Origin of the sequence: Aneurinibacillus sp. XH2 (assembly GCF_001439585.2) — a bacterium.
GTDB classification, from domain to species: domain Bacteria; phylum Bacillota; class Bacilli; order Aneurinibacillales; family Aneurinibacillaceae; genus Aneurinibacillus; species Aneurinibacillus thermoaerophilus.
In genome coordinates, this window is sequence record NZ_CP014140.1 from 25,566 (window position 1) to 38,276 (window position 12,711).

The following is a 12,711-nucleotide window of genomic DNA, read 5'->3' on the forward strand; positions in this document are numbered from 1 at the left end:
TGCGTTTTATGCCGGGTTTCTTTATCGCATTTAGTTAACGATCGTTTCTTGCATAAGACAAGCCATCAAGTCCTCAATCGAAGGAGCGGCGGCAACATGAACCGTGCCACAGCCAACCGAGCGGACAGCATCTGCTGTTTTTTCTCCCATACAGACAAGCATTTTGGAAGAGAGGAAAGGGAGCGGGTCGATCTCCTCGCGTTCCAGTGCATCGATAAGTATAGGCACGGAAGCTGCACTCGGAAATACAATCGCATCCACTCCTGCATCTTTCAACAAACGCACCATATTCACATTATATTCCATGCACTCTTTTTTTTCATATACAGCCAGTACGTCACATTCGCCCCATTCCGCTTCGTAGCTTTCCGTTCGCTCCACCACCGAAACATCGCCTACGACAAGCACTTTTTCCCTATCTGCCAGTGAAGACGGTCGCTCAGAATGTAAACCCATTTCACGAAGCTTGCGCTCTGTGCGCTGAGAAAGCGTATAAAACCGTGCTTTCAGCAAACGGATATCCCGGTTGCTACGACGATATGCCGCAAAAAAGAAATCAACGCTCTCCGGGGAAGTAAACAAAATGTGTTCATATTCCCCGCTTCGCTCGATTGTTTGCTGCACCGTCTCATCATCCCGTTCACAGACAGCAAAATAGGGGTATTCTATAACATCGGCTCCCTGTTCCGTCAACGCTTCCGCTAGGTTTCCTTTTTCTCCGCCGGTACGCGCTACAAGAATCCGTCTTCCGAACAGCGGTTTGCGCTCGAACCATTGAATCTTGTCACGTATGCTTACAATGTCTCCCACTAGCGTAATAGCAGGGTTTTTTAAATCGGCTGCGTTAACTTCGCGCACAATCGTTTCCAGCGTGCCCTGTACAGTTTTCTGCCGCCCCAGCGTTCCCCAGCTAATAAGCACGACCGGCGTTTGAGGCTTGCGCCCGTGCTTCATCAAATTCTTACAAATATGTGGCAAGTTCTTTACACCCATATAAAAAGCAATCGTATGGATTCCAGAAAGCGATGCCCAATCGACCACCGGCTTTCCGTCCGCCGTTTTCGCATGCCCGGTCACAATGGCAAAGCTTGTGCCGTAGTCCCGGTGCGTCACGGGAACACCTGCATACGCAGGTGCCGCAATCCCCGCAGTAATTCCTGGTACAATCTCGTATTCCACACCGTGCTTGGCCAACTCTTCCGCTTCTTCCCCTACCCGGCCGAATACGGAAGGGTCGCCACCTTTTAAGCGTACAACTCGTTTGCCTTCCTGCGCTTTTTGGACAAGGAGCTCATTAATCGCTTCCTGGCGCAATGTATGATGCTTCGGGAACTTGCCGCAGTAGATAAATTCCGCGTCCGGCCTCGCAAAACGTAAAAAACGCGGATTGGCCAAACGGTCATACACAATGACATCAGCATTTTTAAGGCATTCAAGTCCGCGGACAGTAATCAATTTTTCGTCTCCGGGGCCTGCCCCCACCAGATAAACTTTCCCGGTTCTCATGGCTTCATCTCCCTATCAAAGGCCTGTTGCGAACAGTTCTCCTTATATTTCAAACAGGCGGAAATCCACCGTTTGACAAGAGAAGGCTGAGAAGCAAAATGAAGGTGGGTATATCCCGCCACAAGATTTTTCAGAATGACGCCTTCCCGCTTACTGCCGAATCGGCTGCGTGTTTCATACGCCGGCTGAAAATCCGCTCCTGGTTCAAACGTCGAATAGTGGAACTCATGTCCGCGCGCTATTTCCCCTTCAGAAAGCAGGAAATTTCCTTTCATCCCGGTCACTTCCCGGTACCCAAGCGCGGCACGCTTTGTATGCATTCTCGTCCGGCCCGGAATCACTCCGACCATATGATAGCTTTCACCATCAGTTGTCACAATTTCCTCGGTCAGATACATAAAGCCACCACACTCAGCGAACGTAGGCACTCCTCTCTCGATGGCGCGCCGTATTGAAGTGCGTACGCTCGCTTCGCGGGCCAATTCTGGTGCAAATTCTTCAGGAAACCCTCCTCCGATATATAATCCGTTCACATCTTCAGGCACCGTCTCTCCGGCCAGAGGACTGAAAAATACACACTCCGCTCCCGCAGCTTCCAACATTTCGATGTTTTCCTGATAGTAAAAGTTAAATGCCGCATCTTTTGCAACAGCAATACGCACGATAGGTGCTTTGTCCAAAACAATGCTATCAGCTTCAGCATTAGCCTGCGGAAGCGGTGGAATATCAGCCAATTGAAGCAGACGGTCTACATCGATATGTTGCGCAATCATTTCCCCAAGGCGGACAAACAACGGCTCCAGTTCTCCGCGCTCTACTGCCGGAAGCAGGCCAAGGTGGCGTTCCGGAATGCGCACTTCTGGCGTACGCGTAAGTGTTCCAAGCAATGGGATGCCGCATTCTTTTTCCACCGCCTCCCGGATCAGTTTACCGTGCCCTTCGCTTCCGGCGTGGTTGGCAATCACGCCAACAATGGAAACCTTAGGGTTAAGCATCTGAAATCCTTTGACAACCGCTGCCGCACTACGCGCCATGCTTTGAACGTTCAATACAAGCACAACCGGGGTTTGTGTAAGAATGCTGATCTCCGCCGTGCTTCCGATATCTTCCGTTGGACTCTTCCCATCATAAAGACCCATAACACCTTCAATGATAGAGATATCAGCGTCTCTGCTGGCACGGGCAAGCACGCCGCGCATAACGTCCTCTTTGAGCATCCAGCTATCCAGATTGCGTGACGGACGGCCTGTAATCGCGGTATGATATGCCGGATCGATATAATCCGGTCCGCACTTAAATCCCTGTACGGTTAAACCTCTCTGTTTCAGTGCAGCCATTAAGCCAAGCGTAACCGTTGTTTTTCCGGCCCCACTTCCGGTCCCGGCAATAATTATACGCCTGTTCCCCATACTCTCCCTCCTCTCTGCTACGCAAGTATACCGACCGAAATCGTTACATTCCCGGATTTCTTCTTAGTTAACACAAGTTTTTCATTTCCGCTATACCGCTTGCAAGCCGGCTCGCTTACGCCGTATGCGCCCGTGAATTTAAACACTGTCTCAGAGGGCTCTTCAATGTTCATCTCATTCAATTCCTGCGGCGTATAATAGACAAACTCCCAGCCGTATTTATCACAAACGGAAAGCAATCCTGCCTCATCCTTTTTCAGATCAATAGTGCAGATCGCTTTTACACTCCAAATGGAGAATCTAAGTTCATTCAACGTATCTTTGATGACGCTCTCTATTTCTTCCGCCGCAGTCCCGCGGTTACATCCGATGCCAAGTGCGATTACTTTCGGACGATACAGAACACCATTTTCCAGAATCGGCATCTCCTCCGGACGAAGCATGCGGTGTGTAATCACAAGTGCCGCATCTGGACTTGCCTCTATCGCCGCCTCAATCGAATCATAGATTTTAAGAGACGGAGGCATCGGCGTATCATGCATCCACCAATCTGTCTCGCCTGACTCCTGAATAATCGCTACATGTTCCTCATTAACTACGGAAGCGCTAACCGGTGTTAGCTTCTTCTCAGAATCCGGGTCCCAACGCCAGCCAAAACGGCGCCCGAATAAGTCGACCGGAATCGTCTTTTGCACATCAGAAGCGGTGGTAATAACCGGCTGTGCGCCAAGTAAAGCCGCCACCTCCCGCGTCAATTCGTTTGCTCCACCTAAATGCCCGGACAATACGCTGATAGCGTGCTGTCCTCTATCATCAACCACTACGACACCAGGATCTGTCTTTTTATCTTTCAGCACCGGCGCAATCATCCGCACAACCGCACCGAGTGAAATAAACAAAATAAGGCCTTCATATGCCGGGAAAAGCGCCGGAAACAGCAGCCGCACAGAGCCGTTGAATAGCTGAATACCCGCCGCTTCCTCATCGCCGTGCGCAAATTTGCTCATGTAGTATAAGTCAGCTTCGGGAAACTTTTTCTTAAGCGAACGCGCCATCTCAACCCCGTGCTTCGTAATCGCGACCATCGCGTATTTTCCCGTTTGTTTAATTTTCGGCACAACACCTTCCATAAGTTCAATAATGGCCGTTTCTGTGCGGCTCATGACGGAACCCCCTTACGGTAACGGTGCGTAAATTCTTTATCGTATAGTTTGGAACGAAATTCTTCATGGTTCGTAATATCCGGATCAAGAGCCCAGCCGGCTAATATCATCGCATGTGAGCGAATCCCCTTGGCACGCATATCCTCAGCCAAATTCTCCAGCGTAGAGTGGACAATGATTTGATCTGGCCAGCTTGCGCGGTACACTACAGCAACCGGCGTTTCTTTGGCCCAGCCCGCCGCCAAAAACTCTTCGACTACTTTTTTTACAAGAGTAGCGCTTAAAAACAGCGCGACCGTGCAGTGGTGAGAAGCCAGATCGCGCAACTTCTCCCGCTCCGGAACCGGCGTCCGTCCTTCAGCGCGCGTCAAAATCACCGTTTGCGTTAAATCTGGAACCGTCAGTTCAGCGCCAACCGCCGCGGCGGAGGCAAAGACGGAGCTAACACCCGGCACAATTTCGTACGCTATCCCGTTCTTTTTCAAAAGCACCATCTGTTCAAGAATCGCACCGTATACAGCCGGATCGCCCGTGTGAACGCGAACCACCTGTTTGCCCTGCCGCGCGCGGTCCACCATAATATTGACCATCTCCTCAAGCGTCATTCCCGCTGTCTTTATCACTTCCGCTTCCGGTTTCGCCCGCGCGATAAGATCTTCATTCACAAGCGAATCAGTCCATAGTACAACATCGGCCTGCTGCAGCAACTTGAGACCTTTAACTGTAATCAAATCCGGATCGCCCGGGCCTGCTCCGATAATGTAAACTTTCACTTTCTCACCACCATCAGCGTTAAATATTCAAGCTCCAACCCTTTCAGCTCCGCCACGTTCGGCCAAATAACTTCTTCACCTGAGGTTACTTTCGTGACAACAGAAGCTTTGGAGAGCAAATCCAATTCCGCTAACAAATCAACCATCATATCGATAACCTTGGCCACTTTCAAAAACACGACGCAATCGTGGGTTAACAGCGCCTGTTTCATTTTTTCGCGATCTTCCGTCGCAGGCACTACCGCCACGTGTTCATCCCCATCCGCCAACGGCAAACCAAGCCGGGAAGCAACCCCATTAATAGAAGAAATGCCTGGTATTGAGACAACTTTAACCTCCGGATACTTCTCCTGCATCAACCGCATCATATGGATGAACGTGCTATACAACATCGGGTCCCCTTCCGTAATAAACGCCACATCTTTCCCCTGAGATAGCCGCTCATACACCTCATCCACTGTGTTGTTCCATTCCCGCTCCAGAATGTCCTTATCTTTCGTCATAGGAAACACAAGGCCCAGCATTTCCTTCTCTCTCTGGTCGATATACTGCTCGGCAATCGCGTACGCGTAACTTTTGCTGCCTTTTCGTTTGCGCGGATAGGCAATAACTGGCGATTCTTTCATAACCCGGTAGGCTTTCACAGTCAAAAGCTCCGGATCTCCCGGACCTACGCCTACTCCATATAATGTTCCTTTCGCCATCATTTCTCCTCCTTTCGTTTCGCCGTGACGATATAGATCGGATTCAGTCCTTCGAATCGGTTCATATGTAAAATCGGTTTGCTGCGTGAAATTTGAGCAAGCGTCACCGAAGTCTCGAAGCCTTCCGCTGCAAACGCCTGCATTGCTTCGTACAATGTTTCAATCGTAGCCGCATTCAATACAATGCGTCCGCCCGGTTTTAAACGCGAACAGCAAACATGCAGCAACTCCTTCATCTCACCGCCCGTACCGCCAATAAATACCGCATCCGGATCTGCAAACTCTTCCAATCCTGCGGGAGCACGCCCATGTACAACGGTAAAATCGGTGCGGAACTTCCGCATGTTCTCCCTGCAGTTTTCCAAATCGGCCTCATTCTTTTCAATAGCGAATACTTCTCCCTTGCGACAGATGCGGGCCGCTTCAATCGCCATCGAACCTGTGCATGTGCCGATATCCCAGACGATGCTGTTCGGTTTCAATTCCAGGGCGGCCAGACTGAGCACACGAACCTCCCGCTTCGTAATCAGTCCTTTATCCGGCTTACGCTGTGCAAACTCTTCATCCGCGATCCCTAGCGGCCAATGCGGGGCCGGAGCCTCGCGTTTCAAAACTACAAGATTCAATGGCGCACATTCCGCCTCCGCCATTTCCTCCATGGTCATCCAGCGCGTTCTTTCCTCTACTCCACCAAGATTTTCAGCCACAAACGCCCGGTACTCGTTGACGCCGAACGAAAGCAAATAACGTGCAATCGCGGCCGGATTATTCGCTTCATCAGTCAGCAAACATACTTTGTCCAAGCCGTCAATTTTCTGGACAAGCCCTTTCATGCTGCGACCATGTACGCTCAAAAATTCACAATCCTGCCAGCTTTCCTGCATTTTCGCAAACGCCTGCTGAATGGAGCTTATGCCGGGGTAAATTTCCACCGGTAGCTTCTTAGCCAAATACGAACCAATGCCATAAAACAGCGGGTCGCCAGAGGCAAGTACAACCGTCTTCTTGCCCGATTCCGCAATTTTGGACACGATAGCCGAAAGACCGCCTTTTACCGTAAGTTTCTCCCCATGGTATTCCGGGAAAAAACCCAAATGCCGTTCGCCACCAACCAAAAGTTCGCTTTCTTCAATCCACTGCCGGTATACGGGCAGCAGGCTTTCCGCTCCGTTATCTCCGATGCCTATCACTTTGACCGGGCTCTGCAATCGACTCTCTCCCTTCCCAATATCTCGTTTTTCATAGTAATAATCACCGTTTCTATTTCTGCGTCACCGTCCATTTCTTTCAAGCCAGATTCACATACATAGCGGCACAAAAGCCGGAAAAATTCATCACAGCCTTGCTCCCGCATCAGATCGCCTACCTGGGAAGCAGTATTCGCTTCCCGGATCTGCTTCACAAGCGGTTCCGGCACGCCCGCTTCTTCCGCAACCCGGGCCAGAAAGCCGAAATCGACCGGTGCGCTTTTGGAATGCACCATCATAACCCCTTGGGCAACTTTGGAGAACTTGCCCATCATGCCGACAAGCGTCACGCGCTTCACGCCGTACTTCTTGCACATCTTTAGCGTAAAACCGACGAAATCGCCCATTTCGATAAACGCCTCTTCTGGATAGTCTTCATACAGCTGCATGGCGAATTTTTCGCTGCGTCCCCCGGTAGTGGCAATTACATGTTCGCACCCGCATTCCACAGCAACCTGAATGGCCTGGGCAATACTTGCTTTAAACGCGGCGGTCGAAAACGGAACAACTGTCCCTCTCGTTCCAAGGATGGAGATGCCACCAATGATCCCCAGACGGGCATTCAACGTCTTCTTCGCAATTTCCTCTCCATCCGGAACGGAAATGACAATATGTATCCCCCGTTCCATACCATATTGATCCAATACTTCCTGCGCTGTCTCCATAATCATGCGGCGTGGTACCGGATTAATCGCAGCTTCCCCTACAGGTACAGGAAGGCCCGGTTTGGTCACTCTTCCGACGCCGACGCCACCGTCCAATGTAATACCTGGATTTTCCTTCCAGCTTACAGTTGATACAATAAGAGCCTTATGCGTTGCGTCAGGGTCATCGCCAGCGTCTTTAATAACCCCTGCCGTCGCGTTTTCCTCCCCAAATTCTACATTTTGCATATGAAAAGTCACCCGCTCGCCAATCGGAAGAAGAATTTCGGCTTCCGTCACAGCTTCCTGCCGGATAAGGGACAAAAGGGCGGCTTTTGTGGCCGCCGTCGCATTTGATCCCGTCGTATAGCCATGACGCAATGTTTTTTCTTCGTCCGCCATCTTTATCCCCGCTTTTCAGCCATGATGGATAACGCGTTGACTGCTGCAACCACAATTGTACTTCCGCCTTTGCGTCCGACGTTTGTAATAAAAGGAATATCCAGCTTCGCTAACTCCTCTTTCGATTCGGCTGCAGACACGAATCCGACCGGCATGCCGATAATAAGTCCCGGACGGGCTACGCCCTCCTTCACGAGTCGAATCAGTTCTAAGAGCGCAGTTGGCGCATTTCCGATAGCAAAAATACCGCCGTCTGCTTCCTTCACCGCTTTCCGGGTTGCCACGATAGCCCGCGTTGTATTCAGGCGTTTCGCTTCCTCAATCACATCCGGATCAGAGATGTATACATGAACACTTCCCCCGAACTTCTCAATGCGAGGTTTGCTGATGCCTACCTGTACCATCTGAACATCAGCAACAATCTTCCGTCCTTCACGGATTGCGCGAATCCCTGCTTCAACAGCGTCCGGGTGAAACACCATACTCCTTCCAAGTTCAAAATCGGCCGACGCGTGAATCACACGTTGCACAATTGGATATTGCTCCTCAGTAAATGGATGCTCTCCCAACTCTTCTGTAATGATTTCAAAACTTTTCCCTTCAATCTCCTGCGGCTGTACGGTTAACGGTTTAAACTCGGTATGAAAATCCATCGTTTGCTGCCTCCTTCAATTTTTCTTTCAGTGTCTTAATCACTTCATCAAACTCAGAAAACACAGTTCCATACTCGATTTTCGGACGAGCGATCATAATTGTCGGAATCCCCATCTCCAGCGCCGCTTCCAGCTTTTCGTCCACAGAGCCGACTTTTCCACTCTCTTTCGTAATCATAAGCGTCACATCGTACTGCTTATAAAGTGCAGCATTTAGCTCTTTGGAAAACGGGCCTTGCATAGCTACAATATTTTTCTGTTCAATGCCAAGCTGTTCGCACTTTTCCATGTTGTCTTTGCGCGGCAACATGCGGGCCACCAGTGTAACATCAGGCAACCCCACCAGCTTTTCCGCGAAAATGTGCAATGTTTTGCTTCCGGTAGTCAGCATAATCACGCCTTTGTGACGTGCGGCCAGTTCAGCTGCCTCTACGTAATCGCGCACCACTGTAATCAAAGGGTGCGACTTCCTTTCAATGGATGCGCGTTCGTAGCGAATATACGGCACATCCGCCCGTTTCGCGCCTTCAAGCGCGTTGCGCGAAGCTTCTTCCGCAAACGGATGGCTTGCGTCAACGACCGCGAAAACTCCTTCTGCACGAATCAACTCACAAATTTCATCCGCGTTCATTCTACCAACACGCACAGGGAGTCCGGCTTCTGTCATGCTTTTGGCAGCGTTCTCCGTGACAACCGTTGTCAACAGTGGATACCCTTCTCCCTGAATGCGAAACGCCAGCTCCCTCGCGTCGCTCGTTCCTGCAAGCATAAGAATCATATTAAGCCTTCTCCTTTTCCTTTTCGTGAGCTTCATGATGATGAGCATGGTGAGCATGCCCATGATGATGGTGGTGATGATGGTTACCATGATCATGATCGTGGTCATGATGCAAATCCATATGCTCTAACGCAAACAAGCGATACTGGCACGTATCGCAGTTCATCTTAACCTCATCTTGCAACGCTTCCTCAGCCCGCTCACAGAAAATATGGCGTAAGCCCGGATGAAAGCCAATGTATTCCGTCATTAAAAATTCACGGTCAGAATATTGAGACCGGAAGTGCTCCAGTTTGTCTTCCATCCGCTTCATGAGAATGCCGGTAAATAAAAGGTATGGAATGAGTACCACTTTTTTCGCGCCGAGTTTAAGACAGCGGTCAATTCCTTCTTCAACCGAAGGGCGGGTAACGCCGATAAAACATGTTTCTACCCAACGCACATGCAGACGTTCCCATAAAAGCCGCGAAAGTTTAAATACATCGCTATTGGCGTCAGGATCGCTGCTGCCGCGCCCAATAATCAAAATTGCCGTATCTTCCGCTTCTTCTTCCACGTCAAATCCCGCCTCTGTAAGACGCGACTGCAAAACGTTCAGCACTTCGTTATGAATACCAATTGGACGCCCATAAATAAACCGGACATGCGGATATTTTTCACGCGCTATATCCAGCGCAGCAGGAATATGAATTTTCGAATGTCCTGCCGGAAATAACATCATCGGAACAACAGCGACATAGGTCGCTCCCCGCGCCACGCACGCATCAAGTCCCTGCATAACATCCGGCTCAGCAAATTCAAGAAAACAAGTCTCCACTACTGGAACGGGAATCTCCTGTTTTATCCCATCGACGAACCGTAGAATTTCTTCATTCCCCTGCGGATCTCGGCTCCCGTGTCCCACAAATAACACCGCTTGCATGGTATTCCTCCTTTCCCCGTTTAATCCCCACAGACCGCTTCTACCAGCACCCGCACTGGAGCGTCTTCATGTTTAAAGCCCTCGATCTCTTTTACGCGCTTAAAGAACTTGTGGAACCGTTCATTTGGATGTCCTTCTTCCTTGTACTTGCGCAAAATCCGTTCAATCAGGCCGACAACCTCTTCCGGTTCAATTCCTTCCGCTACCGGCTGGCCCACATGAGCGTTACGACCCGTCGTCTTTGCACCAAGGAATAAGTCGAACTTTCCTTTTCTGAAAACAAGCCCAATATCTTCCGTTACCGCACCATAGCAGGCCATTCCACAGCCGTTAAAGCCAATCTTAAGCTCCTTCGGTACCTGCATGCCGCCGAACAATTCATCGATTTGCTCGGCATATGGAATTGCGTCCCTTTTCTCCCCGTCGCAGAAATCGCACGCCTTCAGCGTCACTACATCACCGACCGGCTGCACAAGCAGACCAGCCGCCCGCAATTTAGCGGTAATCTCCTCTGGCTTTACCGTTGGAACACTGACCCGAATCTGGTGATGTGGCGTATATTCCATCGTTCCTTTTTCGCCAACAATCTCCGCCAGCACCAGCATTTGCTGAGCCGTAATTTTTTTGTTAGCAACACCCGGAGATACAGCAAATTCAAAGATAGACTCCTGCACAAATCCGGCTGTCTCCAGGGGAATTGATTCAGGCGCCGTACCATACAACTTGCCAAGCGCTTCTTCTGCAAGCGCACGGGTGTATGATTTTTCGGCCTGTTGTTCCTGCTCACCCGCAAACACACTGTGAAGCGCCCACGGTTCGTTTTCTGGACGTAAACGCTGATGTGGAGCCAGCGCCTGCTTGTCCGCATTTAACGTATATTTGCGCTGATAACCGCGCGGCGTAATCATTTTTCCATCATAAAGCCGAGTCGAATTGTTTCCAATAATAACAGTGGTCAACATGCCGATTTCATGGTCCAGCATATGGGCCAAATCCGTAATGACGATTGACTGTCGCTCCCGATACGCGCTCTTGACAAGTCCAACCGGCGTGTCCGGCGAACGGTATTTCAACAATATACGCTGAGCCTCTTCGATTTGGCGCGTCCGGCGCCCGCTTTTCGGATTGTATAAAGCAATAACAAAATCAGCCTGTCCGGCCGCCTCCAGCCGCTTTGCAATCAGTTCCCACGGAGTCAAATGATCGCTCAGGCTAATGGTGCAGGCATCGTGCATAATCGGAGCACCAAGCAAGGAAGCACACGAATTAATGGCTGAAATTCCAGGTATAACTTCGACCGCAATCCCTTCTTTCTCCGTCCATCCCTTTTCCATAAGCACTTCATATACCAATCCGGCCATGCCATATACACCAGCATCACCACTCGAAATAACGCCGACTACTTTGCCTTGTTCCGCCTGACGCACTGCCTCCTGAGCGCGTCCTACTTCCTCCGTCATACCGGTCTGAACCACGATCTGGTCTTCCCGCAACAACCCGCGAACAAGTTCCACATACGTGGTATAGCCAAGAATCACTTCGCATTCTTCAATTGCTTCGCGGGCTCGCTGCGTAATGTGCTCAAAGCTTCCAGGTCCAAATCCGATAATTAGTAATTTTCCGCGTTTTCCATCCATATATCTCACCCCGTTACCGTTTTATTAATCAACCAAACATCTCGCTAACCGTTCTTTCAAATCCGCAACATTACGTGGCCTCGCTTCTGTCTCAGGGAAAAACGAAGGTACGAGTGCTTCCCACACATCAAACAAAAGAGGAACACCCAACTGTAGCCCTTCCAGCACATCGCGCCGCGCAAACACCTCATTCGGTGCACCTTCCAATGCAAGCCGTCCATCTTCGATAACAAACACCCAATCCGCCCACTCATAAGCTAGATCGATATCGTGCGTCGCCATCACAATGGTTGTCCCTTCTTCTCTGTGAATTCTTTCTAACTCTTTCATCAAAAGACGCGTATGCAGGCGATCGAGATATGCTGTTGGTTCATCTAGAAGTAAAAGCTCCGGTTCCAGTACCATTACTCCGGCCAGTGCTACTCTTTTCTTCTGGCCAAGGCTTAAGTGATGCACCGGACGCTCGCGGAAATGTTCCAGGCCGAAACGAACGAGCGCCTGTTCCACCTTCCGCTTCGCTTCATCATCCGAAAGACCTGCGCTGCATAAGCCGTATGAAATATCTTCAACCACTGTGCTGGCGATAAGTTGCTGTTCCGGATCTTGAAAGACCAGTCCGACTTTCTGCCTGATTTGGCTGAGAAACGTACGCCGATAAGAGAATGCTTCCCCTTTCCACTTCACGACCCCGCGTTCTGGTGCATAAATTCCGTTCATATGCAAAAACAATGTCGATTTTCCGCAGCCGTTATGTCCGAGTAGTGCGCAGCGCTTGCCTCTGGGCACCCGCATTGTCAGACCATTCAAAGCAGGAGTTTCACTTCCCGGGTATGTGTAGCACACATCCTCGATTTCCAAAAGCCAGTCCATTCT

12 protein-coding genes are annotated in these 12,711 nt (G+C 50.2%); all 12 read right to left on the reverse strand.

What is annotated here, in order from left to right; genetic code table 11:
• Positions 1–30: 30 nt before the first annotated feature.
• From cobA to ACH33_RS00200, 12 genes are read right to left on the reverse strand one after another with little or no spacing between them, the layout of a single operon-like run.
• A complete protein-coding gene (cobA, locus tag ACH33_RS00145) occupies positions 31–1,506 on the reverse strand; it encodes a uroporphyrinogen-III C-methyltransferase (RefSeq protein ID WP_057897183.1) in 1,476 nt (491 codons plus the stop codon).
• The gene (locus tag ACH33_RS00150) at positions 1,503–2,915 is read right to left on the reverse strand and encodes a cobyrinic acid a,c-diamide synthase CobB (protein ID WP_057897184.1); all 1,413 of its coding nucleotides are present in this window, start codon (positions 2,913–2,915) and stop codon (positions 1,503–1,505) included. The genes cobA and ACH33_RS00150 overlap by 4 nt, the downstream gene beginning before the upstream one ends.
• A 17-nt stretch (positions 2,916–2,932) precedes the next feature.
• Positions 2,933–4,078: a cobalt-precorrin 5A hydrolase gene (locus ACH33_RS00155; RefSeq protein ID WP_082705816.1), complete on the reverse strand. Its 1,146-nt coding sequence runs from the start codon at positions 4,076–4,078 to the stop codon at positions 2,933–2,935.
• Positions 4,075–4,851, reverse strand: coding sequence for a precorrin-4 C(11)-methyltransferase (cobM, locus tag ACH33_RS00160; RefSeq protein ID WP_057897185.1), 777 nt, complete (start codon positions 4,849–4,851; stop codon positions 4,075–4,077). Before cobM ends, ACH33_RS00155 begins: the two co-directional genes overlap by 4 nt.
• Positions 4,848–5,558, reverse strand: coding sequence for a precorrin-2 C(20)-methyltransferase (cobI, locus tag ACH33_RS00165; protein WP_057897186.1), 711 nt, complete (start codon positions 5,556–5,558; stop codon positions 4,848–4,850). The genes cobM and cobI overlap by 4 nt, the downstream gene beginning before the upstream one ends.
• A complete protein-coding gene (locus ACH33_RS00170; protein WP_057897187.1) occupies positions 5,555–6,763 on the reverse strand; it encodes a bifunctional cobalt-precorrin-7 (C(5))-methyltransferase/cobalt-precorrin-6B (C(15))-methyltransferase in 1,209 nt (402 codons plus the stop codon). Before ACH33_RS00170 ends, cobI begins: the two co-directional genes overlap by 4 nt.
• Positions 6,742–7,848 carry a cobalt-precorrin-5B (C(1))-methyltransferase gene (locus ACH33_RS00175; RefSeq protein WP_057897188.1) on the reverse strand — a complete coding sequence of 369 codons (1,107 nt, stop codon included), beginning with the start codon at positions 7,846–7,848 and terminating at the stop codon, positions 6,742–6,744. The genes ACH33_RS00170 and ACH33_RS00175 overlap by 22 nt, the downstream gene beginning before the upstream one ends.
• Positions 7,849–7,850: 2 nt before the next feature.
• The gene (locus ACH33_RS00180; RefSeq protein ID WP_057897189.1) at positions 7,851–8,501 is read right to left on the reverse strand and encodes a precorrin-8X methylmutase; all 651 of its coding nucleotides are present in this window, start codon (positions 8,499–8,501) and stop codon (positions 7,851–7,853) included.
• Positions 8,479–9,279, reverse strand: a complete 801-nt coding sequence (gene cobK / locus ACH33_RS00185) for a precorrin-6A reductase (RefSeq protein WP_057897190.1) — start codon at positions 9,277–9,279, stop codon at positions 8,479–8,481. Before cobK ends, ACH33_RS00180 begins: the two co-directional genes overlap by 23 nt.
• Before the next feature lies 1 nt (position 9,280).
• On the reverse strand, positions 9,281–10,201 hold the full coding sequence (locus ACH33_RS00190; protein ID WP_057897191.1) for a sirohydrochlorin chelatase: 921 nt from the start codon (positions 10,199–10,201) through the stop codon (positions 9,281–9,283).
• Positions 10,202–10,221: 20 nt separating this feature from the next.
• Positions 10,222–11,838, reverse strand: a complete 1,617-nt coding sequence (gene cobJ, locus ACH33_RS00195) for a precorrin-3B C(17)-methyltransferase (protein WP_057897192.1) — start codon at positions 11,836–11,838, stop codon at positions 10,222–10,224.
• A gap of 24 nt (positions 11,839–11,862) precedes the next feature.
• Complete coding sequence (locus tag ACH33_RS00200; RefSeq protein ID WP_057897193.1) at positions 11,863–12,708, reverse strand: energy-coupling factor ABC transporter ATP-binding protein; 846 nt, start codon at positions 12,706–12,708, stop codon at positions 11,863–11,865.
• Positions 12,709–12,711: the final 3 nt, after the last annotated feature.

Coding starts and splice junctions, on each gene's coding strand:
- cobI (WP_057897186.1), bottom strand. CDS start 5,558: ATGATGGCGAAAGGAACATTATATGGAGTAGGCGTAGGTCCGGGAGAT.
- ACH33_RS00150 (WP_057897184.1), bottom strand. CDS start 2,915: ATGGGGAACAGGCGTATAATTATTGCCGGGACCGGAAGTGGGGCCGGA.
- ACH33_RS00175 (WP_057897188.1), bottom strand. CDS start 7,848: ATGGCGGACGAAGAAAAAACATTGCGTCATGGCTATACGACGGGATCA.
- ACH33_RS00200 (WP_057897193.1), bottom strand. CDS start 12,708: ATGGACTGGCTTTTGGAAATCGAGGATGTGTGCTACACATACCCGGGA.
- cobJ (WP_057897192.1), bottom strand. CDS start 11,838: ATGGATGGAAAACGCGGAAAATTACTAATTATCGGATTTGGACCTGGA.
- ACH33_RS00190 (WP_057897191.1), bottom strand. CDS start 10,201: ATGCAAGCGGTGTTATTTGTGGGACACGGGAGCCGAGATCCGCAGGGG.
- cobA (WP_057897183.1), bottom strand. CDS start 1,506: ATGAGAACCGGGAAAGTTTATCTGGTGGGGGCAGGCCCCGGAGACGAA.
- ACH33_RS00155 (WP_082705816.1), bottom strand. CDS start 4,078: ATGAGCCGCACAGAAACGGCCATTATTGAACTTATGGAAGGTGTTGTG.
- ACH33_RS00180 (WP_057897189.1), bottom strand. CDS start 8,501: ATGGATTTTCATACCGAGTTTAAACCGTTAACCGTACAGCCGCAGGAG.
- cobK (WP_057897190.1), bottom strand. CDS start 9,279: ATGATTCTTATGCTTGCAGGAACGAGCGACGCGAGGGAGCTGGCGTTT.